At 43.6% G+C, this 20,456-nt stretch carries 21 protein-coding genes and 2 pseudogenes; 17 read left to right on the top strand and 6 right to left on the bottom strand.

Annotation, left to right across the window (positions count from 1 at the left end; genetic code table 11):
• Nucleotides 1–5 precede the first annotated feature (5 nt).
• The 3 genes from D1367_RS28285 to D1367_RS28275 form a co-directional block, all read right to left on the bottom strand.
• The gene (locus tag D1367_RS28285; RefSeq protein ID WP_118165656.1) at nt 6–1,226 is read right to left on the bottom strand and encodes an RNA-guided endonuclease InsQ/TnpB family protein; all 1,221 of its coding nucleotides are present in this window, start codon (nt 1,224–1,226) and stop codon (nt 6–8) included.
• A gap of 164 nt (nt 1,227–1,390) precedes the next feature.
• On the bottom strand, nt 1,391–1,792 hold the full coding sequence (locus D1367_RS28280) for a DUF433 domain-containing protein (protein WP_118170357.1): 402 nt from the start codon (nt 1,790–1,792) through the stop codon (nt 1,391–1,393).
• 122 nt (nt 1,793–1,914) lie between these two features.
• Nucleotides 1,915–2,979, bottom strand: coding sequence for a YheT family hydrolase (locus D1367_RS28275; protein WP_118170353.1), 1,065 nt, complete (start codon nt 2,977–2,979; stop codon nt 1,915–1,917).
• Between the two features lie 156 nt (nt 2,980–3,135).
• Between D1367_RS28275 and D1367_RS28270 the strand changes: the two genes are divergently transcribed.
• Together D1367_RS28270 and D1367_RS28265 are read left to right on the top strand one after the other, a co-directional pair.
• Nucleotides 3,136–3,879 (top strand): response regulator transcription factor, encoded by a 744-nt coding sequence (locus tag D1367_RS28270; RefSeq protein WP_118170349.1) that lies wholly within the window; start codon nt 3,136–3,138, stop codon nt 3,877–3,879.
• Nucleotides 3,880–4,293: 414 nt separating this feature from the next.
• The gene (locus tag D1367_RS28265; protein ID WP_118164787.1) at nt 4,294–5,532 is read left to right on the top strand and encodes an RNA-guided endonuclease InsQ/TnpB family protein; all 1,239 of its coding nucleotides are present in this window, start codon (nt 4,294–4,296) and stop codon (nt 5,530–5,532) included.
• Here the strand turns inward: D1367_RS28265 and D1367_RS28260 are convergent.
• Nucleotides 5,521–6,294, bottom strand: a complete 774-nt coding sequence (locus D1367_RS28260) for a Uma2 family endonuclease (protein ID WP_118170346.1) — start codon at nt 6,292–6,294, stop codon at nt 5,521–5,523. The genes D1367_RS28265 and D1367_RS28260 overlap by 12 nt on opposite strands.
• A 571-nt stretch (nt 6,295–6,865) precedes the next feature.
• Between D1367_RS28260 and D1367_RS28255 the strand changes: the two are divergent.
• The 12 genes and pseudogenes from D1367_RS28255 to D1367_RS28200 all read left to right on the top strand — a co-directional run.
• A pseudogene (locus D1367_RS28255) lies at nt 6,866–7,087 on the top strand (SulP family inorganic anion transporter); the annotation flags it as partial.
• A gap of 116 nt (nt 7,088–7,203) precedes the next feature.
• Nucleotides 7,204–8,331 carry a sodium-dependent bicarbonate transport family permease gene (locus tag D1367_RS28250; RefSeq protein ID WP_118170342.1) on the top strand — a complete coding sequence of 376 codons (1,128 nt, stop codon included), beginning with the start codon at nt 7,204–7,206 and terminating at the stop codon, nt 8,329–8,331.
• Nucleotides 8,332–8,424: 93 nt separating this feature from the next.
• Nucleotides 8,425–8,757, top strand: a complete 333-nt coding sequence (locus tag D1367_RS28245; RefSeq protein WP_109011849.1) for a P-II family nitrogen regulator — start codon at nt 8,425–8,427, stop codon at nt 8,755–8,757.
• An 18-nt stretch (nt 8,758–8,775) separates the two neighbouring features.
• Nucleotides 8,776–8,913, top strand: a pseudogene (locus D1367_RS28240) (SulP family inorganic anion transporter); the annotation flags it as partial.
• 245 nt (nt 8,914–9,158) lie between these two features.
• Nucleotides 9,159–10,574: a cation:proton antiporter gene (locus D1367_RS28235; RefSeq protein ID WP_118170337.1), complete on the top strand. Its 1,416-nt coding sequence runs from the start codon at nt 9,159–9,161 to the stop codon at nt 10,572–10,574.
• A 216-nt stretch (nt 10,575–10,790) separates the two neighbouring features.
• Nucleotides 10,791–11,126 (top strand): cation:proton antiporter subunit C, encoded by a 336-nt coding sequence (locus D1367_RS28230; protein WP_069073515.1) that lies wholly within the window; start codon nt 10,791–10,793, stop codon nt 11,124–11,126.
• Nucleotides 11,123–12,562 carry a cation:proton antiporter gene (locus tag D1367_RS28225; protein ID WP_118170333.1) on the top strand — a complete coding sequence of 480 codons (1,440 nt, stop codon included), beginning with the start codon at nt 11,123–11,125 and terminating at the stop codon, nt 12,560–12,562. The genes D1367_RS28230 and D1367_RS28225 overlap by 4 nt, the downstream gene beginning before the upstream one ends.
• Entirely contained in the window at nt 12,547–12,936 is a 390-nt protein-coding gene (locus tag D1367_RS28220; protein ID WP_118170329.1) for a Na+/H+ antiporter subunit E, read from the top strand. Before D1367_RS28225 ends, D1367_RS28220 begins: the two co-directional genes overlap by 16 nt.
• The gene (locus D1367_RS28215) at nt 12,933–13,190 is read left to right on the top strand and encodes a hypothetical protein (RefSeq protein WP_118170325.1); all 258 of its coding nucleotides are present in this window, start codon (nt 12,933–12,935) and stop codon (nt 13,188–13,190) included. Before D1367_RS28220 ends, D1367_RS28215 begins: the two co-directional genes overlap by 4 nt.
• Entirely contained in the window at nt 13,187–13,468 is a 282-nt protein-coding gene (locus D1367_RS28210) for a monovalent cation/H(+) antiporter subunit G (RefSeq protein WP_118170321.1), read from the top strand. The genes D1367_RS28215 and D1367_RS28210 overlap by 4 nt, the downstream gene beginning before the upstream one ends.
• Nucleotides 13,458–14,027: a DUF4040 domain-containing protein gene (locus D1367_RS28205; RefSeq protein ID WP_118170316.1), complete on the top strand. Its 570-nt coding sequence runs from the start codon at nt 13,458–13,460 to the stop codon at nt 14,025–14,027. Before D1367_RS28210 ends, D1367_RS28205 begins: the two co-directional genes overlap by 11 nt.
• Nucleotides 14,024–14,686 (top strand): Na(+)/H(+) antiporter subunit B, encoded by a 663-nt coding sequence (locus tag D1367_RS28200; protein ID WP_118170312.1) that lies wholly within the window; start codon nt 14,024–14,026, stop codon nt 14,684–14,686. The genes D1367_RS28205 and D1367_RS28200 overlap by 4 nt, the downstream gene beginning before the upstream one ends.
• Before the next feature lie 387 nt (nt 14,687–15,073).
• On the opposite strand, the gene D1367_RS28195 is transcribed toward D1367_RS28200, so the two are convergent.
• Complete coding sequence (locus D1367_RS28195; RefSeq protein ID WP_118170307.1) at nt 15,074–15,865, bottom strand: SAM hydrolase/SAM-dependent halogenase family protein; 792 nt, start codon at nt 15,863–15,865, stop codon at nt 15,074–15,076.
• A gap of 276 nt (nt 15,866–16,141) precedes the next feature.
• Here D1367_RS28195 and D1367_RS28190 point away from each other — a divergent pair, with 276 nt between their 5' ends.
• Both D1367_RS28190 and D1367_RS28185 read left to right on the top strand, forming a co-directional pair.
• Nucleotides 16,142–17,047, top strand: a complete 906-nt coding sequence (locus tag D1367_RS28190; protein ID WP_118170302.1) for a hypothetical protein — start codon at nt 16,142–16,144, stop codon at nt 17,045–17,047.
• A 14-nt stretch (nt 17,048–17,061) separates the two neighbouring features.
• Nucleotides 17,062–18,984 carry an Hsp70 family protein gene (locus D1367_RS28185; protein WP_118170298.1) on the top strand — a complete coding sequence of 641 codons (1,923 nt, stop codon included), beginning with the start codon at nt 17,062–17,064 and terminating at the stop codon, nt 18,982–18,984.
• A gap of 138 nt (nt 18,985–19,122) precedes the next feature.
• Here D1367_RS28185 and D1367_RS28180 read toward each other — a convergent pair whose 3' ends face one another.
• Nucleotides 19,123–19,584 (bottom strand): pyridoxamine 5'-phosphate oxidase family protein, encoded by a 462-nt coding sequence (locus D1367_RS28180; RefSeq protein ID WP_118170293.1) that lies wholly within the window; start codon nt 19,582–19,584, stop codon nt 19,123–19,125.
• A 656-nt stretch (nt 19,585–20,240) separates the two neighbouring features.
• Here D1367_RS28180 and D1367_RS32510 point away from each other — a divergent pair.
• Nucleotides 20,241–20,438 carry a helix-turn-helix domain-containing protein gene (locus tag D1367_RS32510; RefSeq protein WP_228674707.1) on the top strand — a complete coding sequence of 66 codons (198 nt, stop codon included), beginning with the start codon at nt 20,241–20,243 and terminating at the stop codon, nt 20,436–20,438.
• The last annotated feature ends 18 nt before the right edge of the window (nt 20,439–20,456 follow it).

Below are 20,456 nucleotides of genomic sequence, written 5' to 3'. Positions count from 1 at the left end.
GGATTCTAAGAAGTTGCCTTCTTAGGTTTTCTCTTTCCACGACTCGGCTTATCCAGAGGAGTTTCCCCACCTGTGCTCTTGTCGATGTCTCCAGAGACGATTAACGTTCCCGTGTGCCCCACGGTACGGAGTCCGATCTCAAGTATGTTCCGCGCCGCGTTCCAATCCCGATCTTGGGTGTGCCTACAATGAGGACAAGAATGAGTTCTAGTGCTAAGGGATTTTTTGACAATCTCGCCACAGTTAGAACAATTTTGACTTGTATTGTGGGGTGGAACTGCAACAGTTGCCACACCAAACACTTTGCCAAAATATTCAACCCATTGCCGAAATTGTGTCCACGCTGCGTCATTAATTGACTTGGCTAAGTGATGATTCCTCACCATATTTCGCACCTTCAAGTCCTCGTATGCCACGATGTCGTTAGACATCACTACGCACCTTGCCGTCTTAACAGCAAAGTCTTTACGCTGGCGACTTACCTTGAGGTGCTTACGGGCTAATTTATTTCTAAACTTAGTCCGGTTCTGAGAACCTTTTTTAGTTTTAGAGAAACGACGTTGCAACCGTTTAAGCGATTTTTCCGACTTTCTTAAATGTCTGGGATTCTCAACTTGGTTTCCATCACTATCAGTTAAGAAATAGTTTAAACCAACATCTAACCCAACTGTTTTATTAGTTGGCTGTCGTTTTTCTATTCGATCTTGGTCGATGCAAAACTGGCAATAATAACCATCTGCACGACGCACAACGCGAATGCGCTTAAACTGCTTCAACTGATAAAAATGCAGGTCACGAGTTCCCCAAAGCTTAAAAGTTCCTGCTTGAAAACCATCCGAAAAAGTGATGTATCTACGGTCTTCAGAGAGCCGCCACCCACTGGTCTTGTACTCAACAGATCCATTTGTCTGTTCTTTCCTGAATCGTGGATAACCTTTTTTCCCTGGTTTGCTTTTCTTGCAGTTCTCAAAAAATCGAGCAATAGCAGACCACGCTCTTTCAGCGCTAGCTTGCCTTGCCATCGAGTTCAGCTTGGCGACCCAAGGAAACTCGGTGTTAGCAGCAAGAACAGCGCAAAATTTACTCAGGTCATATCGCCCAATGCCCTTGTTATCCATCCAGTACCGAAGACAAGCATTGCGAACAAAACGGGCAGTTCTAATCGCTTGATCAAGCGATTGGTACTGTTCTTTTGTTCCTTCCAATTTTGCCTCAAATACTAGCATCATTACGTTGAATACACTAACGTAATTATATCACAATAGAGAAGTATCACTGCGAATAAATTCGCCCCTGATGTGCCCCCATAAATAGAATTTAGGGGCTTTCCCGGCACGGATAACTCGGTAAAGCTTTAATTGATGTATCAGCATCTAAATGTAATAGAGGCTTAGACATTGTGAATTGATTCGAGAGCTACTTCAGACGCGATCGCCTCATCTATTTCTTGCTTATGGGCAGCATAGAAAGCCAGGGCTGCATTTACCTGAGTTTCACTCAAATCATACTCAGCAGCAATTTGCTCGGCAGATAATCCCCATTTTTGAGCTGCGATCGCCAAAGTCTGCACCCGCAAGCCAGTTCCATGCAGTATTGGCACTGCTAAACCACCTGCACCCCGACGATAAGTAAGTTCAGTAAATACAGGATTGTCATGATGTTCAGCTAAAATCTCGACCTTTTCAGCTACAGCTGAGATAATAAATTGCTCAAGAGAAACGCCAAGCTTTACAGCACATCTTTGAGCTTCTTGTTGTAATAGAGGGGGCAAATTAAAAGAGTCAGATATCATCAATATATTCTTCCTAGTCAGATGACAATTCCATATTATTGCTACACAAATTCCATCTTAACCTTATACCAATTTTTGATTTGAGATTTTGTGAAAACTAATGACAAATGACAAATGACAAATTACGAATTACGCTGTTTCTCTAACCATTGTAAAACCCGATTCCATGCCCACCAAAGATCAGAATCGTTGACTTGGCGCTGACAATCTTTACTACTCAAATAGCCAACATGACCGCCGTATTGAGTGAGTAACAAATCTATTGCAGGATTGCGATCGCAAGCTTCTTCTAATTCCGGTATGATGGCTGGGTCAAAAAGTGGGTCATCAGCAGCATATAAAATCAAAGTCGGTTTTGAGATTTGCGGCAATATTTGTAAAGCACTACTAGCTTGGTAATATGCTTCCACAGAAGAAAAACCTAGTCGCTTAATTACCAGTTCATTGTCAAAACCCCAAATACTGTTCGCCCGTTCAATCGCTGCTGGGTCAATGCTTCCAGGATGAGCATCATGAATTCGCCATGCCAGTTTTTTTAAATTCTGGGCAATCCCCGCTTCCAAATATCTGCCGAAGGGCTTCGTAACTAGATAAGATAGCGATCGCTGTGAATCCAAACTCGGACAAATCACCATACCACCACCAATATCGCTATCTTCCAGTCCTAAATCTCTATACTCCCTAATCACCTGACCGGCAACCTTCACCGCCCATAATGCCAATTGCCCTCCTAAAGAATATCCTGTAAACCAAAATTTCCCAGGACATCCCATTTCCTTAGCAGCCGCCGCAATGCGAACAAAATCCTCCCCCTCATACAAACCATCAGAGGTGAGAGTTGGGGACAATTCGGCCGTTTTGCCGTGGGCCCGCCAATCAAATAACACCACAGCGTATCCTTGAGCGTAGGCTTTACGTGCTAGCACTCTCAAATACCATTCCGTCTCTAACTCTCCAGTAATGCCATAAGTACCGATAATCGTGCTATGAGCATTTTCTGGGATGGCAACCAAGCCAAAAATTGGCACACCTTGGCCACCAACAAAGATTTTTTCGTGATAAGACGGTTCTGGGTCTTTAGTAGTGCTTTGCCAGTTACGTTTTCCCCACAAGGCGGTGTATACAGTCATCATTAGACCGTTTTGTAAAAACCAAGACGGATTGTAGGGGGGGGTATAACACATCATAGACTATAAGATTTCATGTAGTTGAGTCTTGATTTCACAGTCATTTAATCTTAATATTTATGTAAGATTTAAAAACTTTTTTAGAATCGTTTCAAAAATCTTTGTATCTATCAAAGGTTGTTAATTATCCTTAATAAGTAGTAATAATTTTTAAGAATGCCGAGGATTCTTGTCATAGACGATGACCCAGCGATTTCAGAACTAGTTGCCGTCAACTTGGAAATGGCTGGCTACGATGTTAGTCAAGCTGAAGACGGCATCAAAGGTCAAGCGCTGGCTCTCCAGCTTCAACCAGACTTGATCATGCTCGATTTAATGTTGCCCAGAGTAGATGGGTTTACCGTTTGCCAACGCCTGCGCCGCGACGATCGCACCTCTGAGATTCCCGTGTTAATGTTGACGGCTTTGAGCCAAACTCAGGACAAGGTGGAAGGCTTCAATGCTGGCGCAGATGACTACCTCACCAAGCCTTTTGAAGTTGAAGAACTGCTAGCGCGGGTGCGGGCACTTTTGCGGCGGACTGACCGGATTCCCCAAGCCGCAAAGCACAGTGAGATTCTCAACTATGGCTCATTAACCCTCGTTCCCGAAAGATTTGAGGCAATATGGTTCAATGAGACGGTGAAATTAACTCACTTGGAATTTGAGTTACTTCACTGCTTATTGCAACGCCACGGTCAAACGGTTTCTCCTAGCGAAATCCTCAGAGAAGTTTGGGGCTACGATCCTGATGATGACATAGAAACGATTCGAGTCCATATTCGCCACTTGAGAACCAAGCTAGAACCAGATCCTCGCCATCCCCGCTATATCAAGACAGTCTATGGTGCTGGATACTGTCTTGAATTACCCGGTGTACCTCCAGCAAATGAAGGGGCTTCAGTAACAGTCGTTGAATGAAATCACCCAAGCACTACTGAGTGGTGAGTGTCCACGTTTGTAGGCAGATATGCTAGCCTACAAATTTTATCAAACAGAATTCAGGAGTCAGTCGTCAGAATACAGGAAAGCTATTCTGTATGACACAACGACTGCGCGGTAGTTGAATCTCGACTTCGCTCGATTACCGCGCAGTCGAAACTCAGTGCAGCGCTATCGAGCGTCTTGATTCTGACTCCTGAATTCTACATTTCTATTTCAGATTTATCAAATCGCTGTAATACCCCTGCCTCAACGCTTCGTAGTTCGTGGATGTAAAGCGGTCAAAAACGAAACACCTTCTGACCAAAATTGAGCGTAAGCGAAATTAGGGAAGAAGGTAGTTGAGTTTTTGACAATCATGATCTACTATTTATGTAGCAAGAATAGACATAAATGATCGTATTTGAGGCAAAACTTGAAGGACAAAACGAGCAGTATCGAGCGCTTGATGAAGCGATTCGTACTGCTCGTTTTGTGCGTAATAGCTGCCTGAGATACTGGATGGACAATAAGGGCATTGGACGCTATGACCTAAATAAATTTTGCGCTGTACTTGCAGCCAGTATTGAGTTTCCTTGGGTTGACAAGCTGAACTCAATGGCAAGACAAGCCAGTGCTGAAAGGGCGTGGTCTGCAATCGCTCGGTTCTTTGATAACTGCAAAAAAGGTAAACCAGGGAAAAAGGGATTTCCAAAGTTTAAGAAAGAACAAACGCATGGTTCTGTTGAGTACAAAACCTGTGGATGGAAACTTTCTGATGACCGCAGGTATATCACTTTCTCGGATGGATTTAAGGCAGGAACCTTTAAACTCTGGGGAACTCGTGACCTGCATTTCTACCAGCTTAAACAGTTTAAAAGGGTGCGGGTTGTACGTCGTGCAGATGGCTATTATTGCCAATTTTGCATTGACCAAGAGCGAGTTGAAAGACGAGAACCAACAGGAAAAACTATTGGTATTGATGTTGGACTGAACCATTTCTACACCGATAGTAACGGAGAGACAGTCCCCAATCCTAGACATCTTCGCAAGAGTGAGAAGTCTTTGAGGCGGTTGCAACGCCGGATGTCTAAGACTAAAAAAGGTTCTCAAAACAGAATTAAGTTTAGAAATAAACTTGCACGGAAACACCTCAAAGTAAGTCGCCAGCGTAAAGACTTTGCCGTTAAGACAGCAAGGTGCGTGGTGAGGTCTAACGACCTTGTGGCGTATGAAGATTTGATGGTGCGGAATATGGTGAAAAATCACCCCTTGGCTAAGTCTATTAGTGATGCTTCGTGGTCGTTGTTTCGTGATTGGGTTGAGTATTTCGGTAAGGTGTTTGGTGTGGTCACGGTTGCCGTTCCACCTCACTACACCAGTCAGAATTGCTCTAACTGTGGCGAGGTTGTCAAAAAGACGTTCTTAACCAGAACTCATGTTTGTCCTCATTGTGGGCATACCCAAGACAGGGATTGGAACGCAGCGCGGAACATATTAGAAAAAGGATTGAGTACGGCAGGTCACGTCGGAACTAACGCCTCTGGAGAGACTGACCAATACTTGAGTGAGGAAACTCCTTCAAGCAAGTCAACTCGTGGAAAGAGGAAACCCAGAGAGCGATCTTTGGAATCCCCACCCTCAACGAAGTAGGGTGGGGAGGATGTCAATCAAACCTGTTAACCTAGCTACCTGTTCCACTGTCATCCCAGACTCAAGTAAGTTGCGTGCAGTTTGTAATAACTGTGATTCTGCCTTGTCTGCCCTTTGGCGTTCTTGTTCTGCCCTTTGGCGTTCCTTTTCTTCAGGAGTTGGCAGTAATTCCCCTAACGACATTGCCCAGCGTAACCAAGTAGCATTAATACCTTTATAATTTCCCTGCCAAAGCTGCAATGCTAACCCTAAAGATTGACTCACCAACTGATTTTGAGCATTTGCGGCAATGGGTTGATAAACTCCTTTGTCATTAGAGAAACCAGCCAAATCATCAGGGTTAAAAGGGTCGTACCAAAAATATTCCGGTACACGCATTTGATTTTGGTAAATTAGCTTTTTGAAGTTTTTGTCTGCTTGGGCTGTGCTGTCAGAAAGTAACTCAATAACTATATCTGGTGCTTTTCCCTCTTCCCACACTACCCAACTGCGCCGTTCTCCTTTAGGGACTCCCAACACAGCAAAAAAGTCTGGCCCTTTAAAGTCTTTGTTTCGCACCTGCGCCAGACTGTAGTAAACGAACATATTACCCCCAATAAACCCATCTTCTCGTTCTGACAACCAAGGTATCAGAGCATCGATGAGCAAGTCCATCTGGGCTTTATGGCGTGCGCTTTCCATTGGAATACCGTCATCGTAGGGTAATTCTGCTTGGGTGGGTGGGAGTTGAATATCTGGTGCAGCTAGGATAGTTTCTGACATAGCTTTTCACCTGTTGGCTGGGCGTTGCGGATATTTTTATATTAAGCGATCGCACCATTTTTCCGAGTGTCTCGCTTTACGCTAAAATATTATGATCGCTTTTACGAGAACCACTATATTTTCGTCAAAGAATTTTTGAAATAATAATTAATATAAATTTTACATATTTTATTGATTAATACAAACAAAGCTAGTCGTCAACAAGCATAGTCTTTTATCTATGAAAGCAATTTAAGATTTTTTTAATATTAAGGCTTGTGAATGAACAAAATTGACATATAACGTTGTAAGCTATTGTTGTTCGCATTACAGTTGGCGATAAAAAAAAACTTGCAATTTATGTAAGTTTTTTTTAGTCTAATTTTTGAAATATCTTTGGACACAGTACTTTTTATTGGAGATTCGTATTTAACGAGTCGCCATGTAGAAAAATGCTAGAGTCTGCTTCTTTGCAAAGGATTAAAGTTTTCTTTGTCTAATTTTTCATGCCAATAAAACACCAAACTTACTCAAAGTAGCTGGCAATTTTGACAAACACAATTTTTGCATTTTTTGTAACCAAAACCCCAGTATGTCATTGACTAATACAATCCATTTTAGAAATTTACAAGGAGATTTATTCGGTGGTTTAACTGCTGCGATGGTTTCGTTACCTCTAGCGCTGGCATTTGGTGTTGCTTCCGGTGCTGGGCCTGTAGCCGGTCTTTATGGTGCAGTTTGCGTCGGCTTTTTTGCCGCCCTGTTTAGCGGTACGCCAACGTTGATCTCTGAACTGACCGGGCCAATGACCGTAAGCCCTCTCTACAGGTTGTTGTACAGCACCTGTGCTGTAGGAGTCAAGCGCATCAGTCTTTTTTAAAGTTCATTTACTGTAATACTCCTCATCAGAGGAAGCGTAAGGAGGTATTCGTGGATTTTTTGTCCCTTTTTCTAATGGACTTCGTTAAACAGTTGCAGTCTCCAACGCTTGCGTTTTTGATTGGTGGGATGGTCATTGCCGCCCTTGGGAGCGAATTGGTAATTCCAGAGGCGATTTGTACGATCATCGTCTTCATGCTGCTCACCAAAATCGGTCTGACCGGTGGAATTGCGATCCGCAATTCCAACCTGGCGGATATGGTGTTACCCGCAGCTTTTGCTGTAGTGACAGGGATTGTTGTTGTATTCATCGCACGCTATACATTAGCCAAGCTGCCGAAGGTCAAAACCGTGGATGCGATCGCGACAGGGGGGTTGTTTGGTGCGGTGAGTGGCTCTACTATGGCTGCCGCCCTGACACTACTGGAAGAAGAAAAAATTCCATACGAAGCATGGGCTGGCGCACTCTATCCCTTCATGGATATCCCCGCCCTCGTAACTGCGATTGTTGTGGCTAACATTTACATCAACAAGAAGAAGCGTAAAGAAGTAGCCTACTCTATTGGGCAGGAGTCTTTCAGCGAGCAGCTCGTTGCGGCTGGCGATTATCCCGATCAAAAAGATTATCCCAGCAGCCGACAGGAGTATCTCAGCCAGCAGAAAGGAGATGGGGATAATCGCGTCAAGATATGGCCGATCATCGAGGAAAGCCTCCGGGGCCCTGCCCTATCGGCAATGTTGTTAGGCCTCGCTCTTGGCCTGTTCACCCGCCCGGAAAGTGTCTATAAAAGCTTCTACGATCCCGCCTTTCGTGGCTTGCTTTCGATCTTGATGCTGGTCATGGGTATGGAAGCTTGGTCAAGGGTTGGCGAACTGCGTAAGGTAGCCCAGTGGTACGTTGTGTATAGTGTGATAGCACCGTTTGTGCATGGGCTAATCGCCTTCGGTCTCGGCATGATTGCCCACTACACCATGAACTTCAGCATGGGCGGTGTCGTGGTTCTGGCTGTCATCGCTTCCTCTAGTTCGGACATTTCAGGGCCGCCCACGTTGCGAGCCGGTATCCCGTCAGCTAATCCCTCCGCCTATATAGGCGCGTCCACAGCCGTCGGTACGCCAGTTGCGATCGGCTTGTGTATACCGTTCTTCCTTGGACTTGCTCAGGCGCTCGGCGGCTAATCCCAGACGGTCGCGGTCTGTCAGCGCTCCCTTGACCCGGCAGACCAAGTAAATCAATGTACATAATTTAAGGAATGTAAGGAAGTAACCAACATGTCCAAGCGTGCCAACAAGCTCGTCATCGTCACGGAAAAGATTCTGCTGAAAAAGGTCGCCAAGATCATTGATGAAGCCGGGGCGACTGGTTATACGGTGGTGGATACTGGCGGTAAAGGCAGTCGCAACGTGCGCTCTACGGGTAAACCCAACACTGCCGACACCGATTCAAATGTAAAGTTCGAGGTACTCACCGAAAATCGGGAGATGGCAGAGAAGATTGCGGATCAGGTCGCAATCAAGTTTTTTACCGATTATGCGGGCATTATCTATATCTGTGAAGCAGAGGTACTGTACGGGAGAACTTTCTGTGGTCCAGAGGGCTGTTGAATTGAGACGACGCGCCACCAAATCTTTTTTGGGATATTTAAGTTGGGTAAATACATTACCCTCATGCCTTACAGCGTGATCTCTGGGTTTATGTCTGGGATTGGCGTGATTCTGATTATTTTGCAGATTGCTCCTTTTCTCGGACAGGCAAACCCTACAAGTTTGGCATTTCGAGGTTTGTACCAGAGCATTACATGTTTGTAGATCGTATAGATGCACTTAAACAAGCCGTTGCTTTAGTTAATCCTCATGCAACTTATGCTAATAATCCTGGCGTTGGTACTTACACTGACACCTATTCGTAATTCGTAATTAGTAATTCGTAATTCGTAATTTAATTATTAATTACGAACTAGGAATTACAAATTATTTTGGAATGAATCAGAAACACAAGCAAAAACATGATTTTTTCAGAACCAATACTTAATTCGTTTACCTGGTTCAATTTTCTTAACGCAGGTTTACAGTCTCCTTTACTAGCAACAACTAACGAGGCGGAATACGCTCCTATTGTGCTGACTGGAGTATTGCTAAGTTTAGTAGTCATTTATCTAGCTAGTAAAATTGGTGGCGAATTATTTAGAATGATGGACTTGCCCCCTGTATTAGGAGAATTAGTTGGTGGGGTGCTTGTGGGTGCTTCTGCTCTCCATTTGGTAGTATTTCCTGACAGTGGAGCAGCTGGTAGCGACTCCATTATCATGACTATCCTGCAATTCATTAACAACCTCAGTCCTGATGCCGTCACATCAATCTTCCAAAGCCAGAGCGAAGTTGTTTCTGTGCTTGCCGAACTAGGTGTGATCATTCTGTTATTTGAAATTGGTCTAGAATCAGACTTAAAAGAATTACAGAAAGTCGGTTATCAAGCGACAATTGTTGCTTGTGTTGGGGTAGCTGTTCCTTTTGCGGCTGGTACGGCGGGGCTGATTTTACTGTTTCATGCGCCAGTAATTCCAGCAATTTTTGCAGGGGCAGCGCTGACAGCTACTAGTATTGGGATTACCTCCAAAGTTTTGTCAGAAATTGGGCAGTTAAAATCTCGTGAAGGTCAGATTATTGTCGGTGCAGCTGTAATTGATGACATTTTAGGCATCATAGTGTTGGCAGTGGTTGCGAGTCTTGCTAAAACTGGTGAGGTTGATATTTTCAACGTCATTTATCTAATTGTCAGCGCTACAGTTTTTCTCATTGGCTCAATTCTTCTCGGCAAATATTTCAATCAAAGTTTTGTTGCCATTGCTGATAAATTGCAAACGCGAGGCAACTTAATTATCCCAGCATTTATCTTTGCCTTTTTCATGGCTTTTCTGGGTAGTGCCATTCATTTAGAAGCTATCTTAGGCGCATTTGCGGCTGGCTTAGTTTTAGATGAAACTGATAAACGCAAAGAGTTAGATGAGCAGGTTAAACCGGTTGCTGATATGCTAGTGCCAGTTTTCTTCGTTACCGTTGGCGCGAAAGTTGATTTAGGCGTTCTTAATCCTTTAGTTCCAGGAAATCGAGAAGGATTAATTATTGCTACCTTCTTAATTGCGATCGCAATTATCGGTAAAGTTGTCACAGGTTGGGCGGTTTTTGGTCAACCTGGAATTAATCGGTTAGCGGTTGGTGTGGGGATGATTCCCCGTGGCGAAGTTGGGTTAGTGTTTGCCGCCATTGGTGCAGCTAGTGGTACCCTTGATAAACCATTGCAAGCTGCGATCGTTATTATGGTGATTTTGACAACCTTCTTAGCACCGCCTTTATTGCGCTTTGCATTCAAACAATCGCCAGAAGAAAAAGAATCTTTAGAGAAAGCCAATGTAATAGGCTAGCGCTGCAAATGAAGAGGCAGGGGGAAGGGGGCAGGGAGCAAGGGGAAATGACCCCACCCCTTCTCTACTAGTGGTTCTCGTACCCCTGCGGGGAAGCAAGCTACAGGTGAAGTGGTCACTGAGCGTAGCCGAAATGTCAAATCCCAATTCTGTTTTATCCCCCCTGCTCCCTGCCCCTTTTCCTCTTTTTTAATCCTTATCCAACAGGTAATTTCCGTGTTAGAAGCGTGTATATTCGCAACAATATTTTGCGGATTTTTCGGCATCATCCTTAAAAAAAACCTTGTTATGAAGATCATCTCTATGGATGTCATGAGTACCGGGGTTATCGCCTATTACGTGCTAATTGCATCACGAAATGGCTTATTCACACCAATTATTTCCAACGTCAAAAATATCAGATACGCCGACCCGGTTCCCCAGGCGGTCATATTGACGGCGATTGTGATCGGTTTTTCGATTCAGGCATTAATGCTAGTCGGCGTTATGAAGTTGGCACGAGATAATCCGACTTTGGAAAGCAACGAAATCGAGAAGAATAACACGCCATGAGTAATATTACGATCGCATGGATTGCACTACCGTTGTTTTTGGGGTTCGTCATTTATCTCCTCCCCAAACTTGACAAATACCTCGCACTGTTTGTAGCTTTCGCTTCCGCAGGATATGCGTTGCAACTATTTCTCACTCAGTCGCCACTGACACTACAGTTACTAGATAATTTTGGCGTTATTTTAACAGTCGATCAATTAAGCGCCTACTTTATCTTAACTAATGCGCTGGTGACGGCAGCAGTCATCCTCTACTGTTGGCACAGCGAGAAGACAGCTTTTTTTTACGCGCAACTGATCATTTTGCATGGCAGTATCAATGCCGCGTTTGCTTGTGCGGATTTGATCAGTTTATACGTGGCGTTAGAGGTGAGTGGTATTGCTGCGTTTCTGTTGATTGCCTATCCCCGGACTGACCGATCAATTTGGGTTGGCTTACGCTATCTGTTTATCAGCAACGTGGCAATGCTTTTTTATCTGGTTGGCGCGGTGCTGGTCTATCAGGCGCATCATTCCTTTAGTTTTGAAGGTTTGCGCGTAGCACCTCCAGAAGCCCTTGCCCTGATTTTTTTAGGACTCTTGACAAAAGGAGGAATTTTTGTATCAGGATTATGGTTGCCCTTGACTCACTCCGAATCGGAAACGCCAGTGTCGGCGATGCTGTCGGGAGTTGTGGTAAAAGCTGGTGTCTATCCATTGGTGCGGTGTGCGCTAATGGTGGCAGAGGTTGATCCGATAGTAAGAACCTTTGGAGTTGGGACGGCGCTTTTGGGAGTTTTTTATGCAGTCTTTGAAAAAGATACCAAGCGGATGCTGGCGTTTCACACAGTTTCGCAGTTGGGCTTTATCCTCGCTGCGCCGTCCGTGGGTGGTTTTTATGCGCTGACACACGGATTGGTAAAATCGGCGCTTTTTCTAATTACCGGGGCTTTACCAAGTCGCAATTTCAAGGAACTGCAACATCAAGCGATCGCTGCCCCAGTTTGGATTGCCTTAGTTATAGCCAGCTTCTCAATATCCGGTTTTCCCTTGCTGTCCGGCTTTGGGGCGAAGGTGTTGACAACGAAGAATTTGCTGCCTTGGCAAGCGATCGCTATGAATATTGCCGCCCTTGGAACAGCAATATCCTTTGCCAAATTCATATTTCTGCCGCGTGGGGGAAAAGCAGAGGTAAAGCCTGGTTTTTGGGCAGCCATCATTCTGTTAATCGGTGGGCTGTTCCTAGCTAATATTGCGTATTACGAGGCGTATACCGTTGAGAATATCATTAAACCCCTCGCAACCATCGGCATTGGATGGTTGGCGTATTTACTAATTTTTAAACACTCAATACTCAAGCTGCCGCGTGTGCTTGAACAATTTGACCATTTAATCGGTGTCATGAGTCTGATTTTAATCCTATTGTTCTGGAAGGGATTTGCATGGTTGGGTATTTAAATCTAATATTGCGGCTGACTATCTGGTTTTTGCTCACTGCCGATTTCAGTGTGGCAAATATCATCATTGGCATCACCATCGCACTTCTATTACCGGGTGGTAAAACAGCAAGGGAATCATTAAAAGATTGGCTGCGTGTGCTGGGTGAAATTATAGTAGCGATTCCACAGGCGTATATGGAGGCATTTCAAATCATCCTCCGCCCCCATAAATACGAAGAGATAACGATGGAACGAGTTAAACCAGGACGTACACCAGGGCTTGTATTCCTAGATATATTTTTAATTACCTTTACACCAAAAACCATTGTTTTGAAATACCACGAAGCCGGCTGGTACGAAGTACATTGGGTGCGACGGAGGAGAAAAGTATGATGCTGAATCTAGTATTGATTGCCATGATTCTGGCAATGCTCATCCCCATGTATGAGGCATGGCAAGATGATGATATTTGGCAAAAAATGCTCGCATTTGCTAGTTTTGCCACCAAAACTTCAATCATGATCCTGGTGGTATCCGTCTTCCGTGATGATTGGATGATTGGTGTTGTCGGAGTCATTATCCTAAGTGTGGGAAATGCTGGCTTAATGTTGCTTGCTCATGTTATCAAACGAATGAATGAAGTATGATTGACTTTTTTAGTTATATCTGCATAAGTTTAGGACTTTTTTTCTGGTTTTGGGGAACCTTTCCTCTGTTGGGCAAGCGATCGCTATTATTCAAACTCCATAGTCTTTCGGTTGCAGACACCCTTGGCTCGATGAGTATCATTATCGGGCTGCTCTTAAAGATACCCAGTAGATGGCCGCTGCTCATCCTCGCTCTCATCTCCTTAGCCATCTGGAATACAGTGCTGGGGTATGTATTGGCTTACTGTTCTAGTAGCGAGGGTAACTATGAACGATAGCTATCTCTATATCATCATTGCCCTGTTGCCGTTGGCTGCATGTATGGTGGTATTTCAGGTCAATCCATACCATGCGCTGGTAATTCGCGGCATATTGGGAGCGGTGGCGGCAATGGTATATGCGGTTTTAGGAGCGCCAGATGTTGCTTTAACCGAAGCATTGGTGGGTACTATGCTGGCAATTACCCTTTATGCGGTGGCAGTGCGTTCATCCTTAGTAATGCGTCTTGGGTTGGTCAAAGACGAGGGAGATAACGAACAGCATTTTGGGCAACTGATGGATGACTTACGCACAATTTTTCGCAAACGCCAGATGCGTCTAGAACTGGTTCCCTACCCAAATACCCAAGCTTTGGAACGGGCGCTGATGGATAAAGAAGTCCATGCAACTTGTGTCAGACGAGAACAAGGCCACGCAACCAGTGAGGACGAGAAACAGTTTTATCACACCGCCATTAGGGTAAAACGCATCTATGAGATTATGCAAACCGAACTTGCATCACCAGCGACAATCCTGAGTTATGTAAATACACCAGCTGAAGGGGAGAAGCATAAATGAAATGGATCTACATTGCAGCAGGGATAGCGCTGTTTATAAAAATGCTCGTCTTGCCGAATTCAGCGCCAGTTGTACCGGATTTCTCGATCGTTGAATCGATTGTTAAAGATGGTGGTATGCCCAATGCGGTAACAGTGATCATTCTCAGGAATCGGTTGTATGACACGATCTTCGAGGTGGTGGTATTTACGATCGCAATTATGGGTGCATACTTTTTGCTAGCCAATGAACAGCCGTCCTGCGCGATCTATCGTTTCACCGATCAACCATCCATTGTGCTGGCGCGTCTGGGAGCAACTATTGCTGCGATGGTAAGTATTGAACTAGCTATTAGGGGGCATCTCAGCCCTGGCGGTGGTTTTGCGGCTGGGGTAGCGGGCGGAACTGCGATCGGGTTGATTGCCATTACCTCCTCACCGGAGTGGATGCAAGAGATTTACCAGCGCTACCACGCCGCTACATGGGAGAAGGTTTCGGTTCTTGTTTTCATTGTACTGGCGGCTATAACTCTGGCTGGAGTGGAGTTACCACACGGGGAAATGGGCGCACTTTTGAGTGGGGGGATTGTCCCTTTGCTGAATATTTTGGTTGCAGTCAAAGTCGCGTTGGGTTCGTGGGCGGTGATTTTGGTTTTTATTCGCTATCGGGGATTATTGTGAGAGTTACTCAATACCTAAGCTAAATTTTTTAACGAACCGCCAAGAACGCCAAGCACGCCAAGGAAGAGAAGAGAAGAAAGAGAAGGAAGAAATGCTTAAATAAACTGTGTTGTCAGATAAGGGACTTCAAGTTAAAAAAATATCCCATCCCTGCGGGACGCTGCGCGTTCGCGTAAGCGTCCCGGTTACGTAAGGGTGCAAGGCCTTGTGCCCCTACAAATGTAGCGAATTTATTTTTCTCTCTCTTCCTTGGCGTTCTTGGCGTTCTTGGCGGTTCGTTAAAAGAATTAACTTTAACAAAAAGTTAAGCCTTAACTGAACCGTATTACCTTATCTGACAACACACTCCCGTATTCGCTAGTTAACCTTCAGGTAAGCGCAGATAGTTCAAGCAATTCGAGTTACTTGCTGATTCACACGGGGACGACCAAAGCGTTCCCAAGCACTCCCTCCTCGCAGAAACAATTCTAAAAAGCGCAATGGTTCTCCTGAATCGCCTCTTGACCAACCGGAACTACCAGGAGCAAAAGCTAAAGTCCCTTCAGACACTTTGAAGCTGCCATCAGAATACACTGCATCACTGACTACATCTCCAATTCGGATTACGATCTTGCTTTGAGGCTCCAAGTTCAGTGTATGCGCCCCAATAGTTGTTTTAATGTTGCCGTAGCCATCAATCCAGGCAATTCGATCTGGTGGAACATCTGGGATTTGCTCACTCTTGAGATTATCTCCCAGAAGGCTAAAATCTTCATTCATAATGGCCGCCGCCGCCGGAGGAAAGACATCCCGTGAGCGAAACTGCGAACCACCACGAGAAACGTTGACTACTCGCAACTCCTTTGTATGGTCTTTGATAAAGGAGAGGGTGTAGCCTGCATTCACACCCACTACTTTTACACCATTGGATAAAAGAGCATAAGTTAGTCCTTCACCTTCATTGTCTCGACGGGCTTCAGGATCATCTTGACGAGGCGCACAGTTATGATAAATTAGGCGATCGCTAGGGCCTGGGTTGAGTCCTAGTTGGGCAATCCAAAATCCCGTTGCTAAGGTACTGAATGCTGGAACCGAAAGCAAATGAATTTGGGCATGGGGAGAAGCCATCAGCAGACGTTGTGTGACTTCTGTAAATGCCGGATCTCCTGTACCGTAGTCTGCAATGACGCAGATAAACATTCTGCTCCTCCTTCTGATGGGTGTAATTTGCAATCAATGGTTAGACAATGGTTAGCCTTCAAAGGCTCCAGTGAAACTGCCTCATCAGCAGTCTACGTGTGATCTCAACTATATGCAAGATTTCTAGATAACATTGAGCGCAATTTTCCAGCCAAAAAATACTGGAACTACACAACTTAGATTAATTACATCAGTCATCATGTAGATTACAGGTTTAAATAAGCAGTTGTCTGCTCATTTCACCTTATTAGTAACTTTAAAGTCTTAGTCAACGCAATGAAAACTATCAGTTCACTTTTTAGCGAAGAACGCAACCAACTTCAGACAGATATTGATAACACAACCAATATTGAGGAGATAGTTAAGTTGGTTCAAAATCGACTTGATAATCTCGAAAGAATTTACATTGAAAAACTTAATCTGGCTCAAATTCGTCTGGCTTCCTTTTTCTTAGATACGCTGCGGCAGTCCATCGCTACTCTTGCTGCGGCTAACTATTCTCAAATTGATCCAACAGAGCAAAAGCAATTTACTAACCCAAGTACAAACCTTTTTTCCAGCAGATTAATCCTAAAACTGCTAAAGGGACTAATTTATATAGGCATCTTAGGTTCGTTGTTCTCTTTAATTAAAACTAGCCCAGGTGCATGGATGGCTATCTTACTAACATCTCTACTTCTAGGGGTAGAAGTTGTGCTTCAACTTGAGTTAAAAAGCCAGCAAAATTCTATATCTTCAGAGCTATTGGAATTACCTAAACATCTGCTCCGGGTTGATAGCAAAGTATTTTTAGATCATCTTGGCGATGCTCTCAACACTATCGACCTAGCAGTAGCTAGAGTAGAAGAATGGAATAAACATGAAGGCGACTTAGCAATAGAAGAACTGCCAGAGTTATTAAATTTTCTGCAAAGGCTAATGGGCGCATCAAAACTTGATAAACCCCAAATGGCTTATGAACTTGCAAAACTTCTACCACAGATTTTAATGTCTCAGGGAATTAACGCTCAAATTTATCGGCCAAATGACCCGCACAGCGATCGCAATTATTTTGACTTTGAGCCAAGTATCGACCCCGATACCAAAGATCATGTAACTTTAACTCCGGCTTTGTTAAAAGGCGATCGCTTAATTCGGCGCGGTAGGGTAATTGAACCAGCGTATTCCTCTGCTAGAGAATAATAGACAATAAGGGTATGGAAATTTTAGAAACAATCGGTTTTGATTTGGGGCACGGTGAAACGGCTGTAGCTAAAGCGATCGTGGAAAGCATCGACCCCCCCCAGATGTTGGAGATTAATAACAAGAAGAACCAAATTACAGCCCTTGGTTGGCATCCTAAATTAGGTTATCTTGTCGGCGAACAAGCATTAATTCAAGCTGGCGTTACCCAACTAACAATTTCTTTCAAGCAAAAACCTAACAACGATCCCAAATATCGGGAAACAATTAGCACTTTTGTAGCAACCTACTACCGCCTTTTGAAAGAAAGCAAACAACTTGAAGGTGGAGAAAGTAGCTATTTTTACATAGGTTGCCCTTCAGGATGGTCAATTAGCGATCGCATAGAATACCAAAAGCTACTTCAAGAAGCTGGTATTCCCCAAATAAATGTTGTACCCGAATCGCGGGCTGCTTTCATGCAAGCCAAAGAAGCCGGGAAGTTGGAGTATGACAAACTTGTTGCATCGGTGTTAATTGTCGATATTGGTTCTTCAACCACAGATTTTACTCTGGTTAAGAGCTTAGAAGAGATACCCATAGATTTCGGGAGTAATACTTTAGGTGCATCCCTAATTGACAAAGCTATTTTTGCCCGGACTCTCGCCAACCACGAACAAAAAGCATTACTCGAAAAAGTATTTCAGGAATATCCCCATCACCAAGCTCGTTGTGAACTTGCTTGTCGCAAAGCTAAAGAAGATTACTTTTCAAATGAACAGCTATACAGCGATCCTGAATCCTTTGCGCGTGGCTTCGAGTCGATTAACGAACAGATTTATTTTATTCCCCAAGTCAATAAATTGATGATGGAGGAAATTTTAAACCAGCCTTTACCAGAACTAGGGCATCATAGTTGGGTGCGATCGTTTAGCGACTCTTTAACCGAGGCGAAAGAAAAGCTAGAAAAACTTGGAATTGTACCGAAACTTTTGCTGATGACTGGCGGTGCATCTCGCATGAAGTTTACGCACTTGCTTTGTCAAGAAATGTTTCCCGAACCAGAAACGCTGCTTCGCCCCGATCCAGAACCGGAACGGTGCATTGCACTGGGTTTAGCACGAGTAGGAAGATGGGATCTGCGTGCTGCTGCTTTTAAGGAAGAAGTCAACAAACTATTTAGCTCGAATACGCTTAAAGGTTTGATTCAAAGGCATATCCCGGAGTTAATCGAATCATTAACTAACCCTTTGACAGATGGCTTGATTGTCAACGCAGTTAAACCAGCTTTAAAAGATTGGCAAAAAAACAAAATACGAACTTTAGCCGATTTGGAAACAGCTTTGATCAGTCGGGCAGAACAGTGGCTCAAAAGCGAACGCGCCGTGCAGATAATTAATAATCAATGTGCTTCTTGGTTTAGCAATAAAATCCAACCAGATTTAGCCGCACAAACCGATCCAATCTGTCGAAAGTTTCAGATACCTAGAAGCAGCTTAAGGTTCCAGGATAGTATTGACCCAAATTTTGTTAACCCAGAGCTACGAATTGGAGATGCTATTCTGGCTGAGACAGTGGGCTTTATTGTCAATGTAGTAATTGGTGGAGGTACTGTAGCTAGCATCATCACTCTAATATTAACTGGACATTTAACCTGGCCTATCGCCCTAGTATATGGCGCTTCGGTTATGGCGGCAGGAATGGAGCTAAATCGTAAGAGTGTTCAAGAAGTAATCAAGACAAATGTGGATGTACCTAGTTGGGTTCGTTCTAGTTTTTTGAGTGACAAAAAAATCGATGATATGTGTGAGCAAATAAAACCTGAGTTAGAAAAAGTTCTTCAAGAACAATTGACAGCAGATCAAGAGGCTTTTGATAAACTGATTAGCAAAGTTGAGCAAGGGCTTCAAAAAACCCTTTCTACCAAAGTTCAATCTTGCATAATTTTGATCCAATAGCGGTAATATATAGCAGTAAATATAGTTTTTATAATCTCAGCGCTCTCTGTGGTTTGAAATTTATTTAACCGCAGAGGCACAGAGAACACAGAGATAAGAGATTAAAAACCCTGGTGATGGTCGTCCGTGTGCGTCATCTTAAATGCGTGATGGTGTCAAAAAACTAATTGTTTGTGGTTTGAAACTCGATGCACTATCCCAATAATTAACCTGGCTAATATTCACCTGAAGCAAAGCAATATCGGGTTCGTCCAGTCCTTTAGGAAACCAGGTTTGAAGTTCCGGCTTCCATAGCTCTCGCATCTTGTTGCGGTCTTTTACGAGTTCTGCTGAACCTGAGATAGAAACGTATCGCTGCTGTTCGGGTGACGAAAAACTAATATTTACCTGCTTATAGTGTTCAATCTCAGTCACCTTATGAGAACCAGCATAAGTAAAGAACCAGAGTGTAGCTTCAGAGTTAATCTCACCACTTTTTGACATGGGGTAACTATGCAAACTGCCATCATCATCGACTGTGGTAAACATACCATAATCAATATTTTTGATTAGTTCATGCAGCTTTTGAATCTGTTGATCGCGGTCTGTAAAAGTTGCCATTGTTTGTACTATTTTTTCTATTTGCTTTTCCTAAACTGTAATTTTTGATTACAATCATGTTTCATGGTGGTAAAGTTATTTTTCAGTATTAACCTTTTTTGTTTAAATTGCGTGAGCCTACAGACGGAGTTATCCTAAAATTAGGTTTTTTAGTTATATCCATAGAGATATTGGTTAAGAGTGAATGTTGTGTATGTATACTACTTTTAGGCATAGTAAGGTGAATTGTGTATTTATTTCTTTAGACATAAATTTTAGAAATCAGGAGTGAGAATTCAGAACTCTCTACCCATAAAGACATAAAGTTTTAAGTAAGACAAATTTAGCTAAAAGCAGAAGAAGCCCCACGTCTCACCCTGTACTCAGGGGAGCGTGGGATGAATTCTGGGCAATAAGGAATACACAGGCATAGCGGTATTAAACGCAGTTTAATCAGCAATGTTGGTCGATGACGAATTGCCTCTCTCTAGGATTTTTAACGAGTCAATAAATTCTTCAACAACGCGAGTCATTGTTGTATCCTTCGCTGCTGCATATAGCCTTAACTTATTTAATCTGCGTTCACTCATTCGCATTTTAAACCATTCTGTTTTCATTTTTGTACCCACATATTACCTACTTTATGATATTATCAGATAACAAGGAGGTGATGAAAAGTGTTGAAAGCAGTTAAGATCAGGCTATACCCAACAACCGAGCAAAAGGAAAGTCTAGCTAAATCGTTTGGTTGTGCAAGATGGTATTGGAACTATGCACTCAATGCTTGCGTTCAACACTATGAAGAAACTGGGAAGTCATTAAAAATGACTGTATACAAGGGTTTACTACCTCAATTAAAAGTGGAGTACCCGTAGGTTTTAGCAAGACTGCTA

It is taken from the genome of Nostoc sphaeroides (assembly GCF_003443655.1).
In the GTDB taxonomy this organism is placed as follows: Bacteria; Cyanobacteriota; Cyanobacteriia; order Cyanobacteriales; family Nostocaceae; genus Nostoc; species Nostoc sphaeroides.
Note: the sequence above shows the minus strand (reverse complement) of the source record. Positions and strands in the feature narration are given on the sequence as shown.

Excerpts from the sequence above, each read along its gene's own strand:
- D1367_RS28285 (WP_118165656.1), bottom strand. The coding sequence starts at position 1,226 with ATGCTAGTATTTGAGGCAAAATTGGAAGGAACAAAAGAACAGTACCAA.
- D1367_RS28280 (WP_118170357.1), bottom strand. The coding sequence starts at position 1,792 with ATGATATCTGACTCTTTTAATTTGCCCCCTCTATTACAACAAGAAGCT.
- D1367_RS28275 (WP_118170353.1), bottom strand. The coding sequence starts at position 2,979 with ATGATGTGTTATACCCCCCCCTACAATCCGTCTTGGTTTTTACAAAAC.
- D1367_RS28270 (WP_118170349.1), top strand. The coding sequence starts at position 3,136 with ATGCCGAGGATTCTTGTCATAGACGATGACCCAGCGATTTCAGAACTA.
- D1367_RS28265 (WP_118164787.1), top strand. The coding sequence starts at position 4,294 with ATGATCGTATTTGAGGCAAAACTTGAAGGACAAAACGAGCAGTATCGA.
- D1367_RS28260 (WP_118170346.1), bottom strand. The coding sequence starts at position 6,294 with ATGTCAGAAACTATCCTAGCTGCACCAGATATTCAACTCCCACCCACC.
- D1367_RS28245 (WP_109011849.1), top strand. The coding sequence starts at position 8,425 with ATGTCCAAGCGTGCCAACAAGCTCGTCATCGTCACGGAAAAGATTCTG.
- D1367_RS28235 (WP_118170337.1), top strand. The coding sequence starts at position 9,159 with ATGATTTTTTCAGAACCAATACTTAATTCGTTTACCTGGTTCAATTTT.
- D1367_RS28225 (WP_118170333.1), top strand. The coding sequence starts at position 11,123 with ATGAGTAATATTACGATCGCATGGATTGCACTACCGTTGTTTTTGGGG.
- D1367_RS28220 (WP_118170329.1), top strand. The coding sequence starts at position 12,547 with ATGGTTGGGTATTTAAATCTAATATTGCGGCTGACTATCTGGTTTTTG.
- D1367_RS28215 (WP_118170325.1), top strand. The coding sequence starts at position 12,933 with ATGATGCTGAATCTAGTATTGATTGCCATGATTCTGGCAATGCTCATC.
- D1367_RS28210 (WP_118170321.1), top strand. The coding sequence starts at position 13,187 with ATGATTGACTTTTTTAGTTATATCTGCATAAGTTTAGGACTTTTTTTC.
- D1367_RS28205 (WP_118170316.1), top strand. The coding sequence starts at position 13,458 with ATGAACGATAGCTATCTCTATATCATCATTGCCCTGTTGCCGTTGGCT.
- D1367_RS28200 (WP_118170312.1), top strand. The coding sequence starts at position 14,024 with ATGAAATGGATCTACATTGCAGCAGGGATAGCGCTGTTTATAAAAATG.
- D1367_RS28195 (WP_118170307.1), bottom strand. The coding sequence starts at position 15,865 with ATGTTTATCTGCGTCATTGCAGACTACGGTACAGGAGATCCGGCATTT.
- D1367_RS28190 (WP_118170302.1), top strand. The coding sequence starts at position 16,142 with ATGAAAACTATCAGTTCACTTTTTAGCGAAGAACGCAACCAACTTCAG.
- D1367_RS28185 (WP_118170298.1), top strand. The coding sequence starts at position 17,062 with ATGGAAATTTTAGAAACAATCGGTTTTGATTTGGGGCACGGTGAAACG.
- D1367_RS28180 (WP_118170293.1), bottom strand. The coding sequence starts at position 19,584 with ATGGCAACTTTTACAGACCGCGATCAACAGATTCAAAAGCTGCATGAA.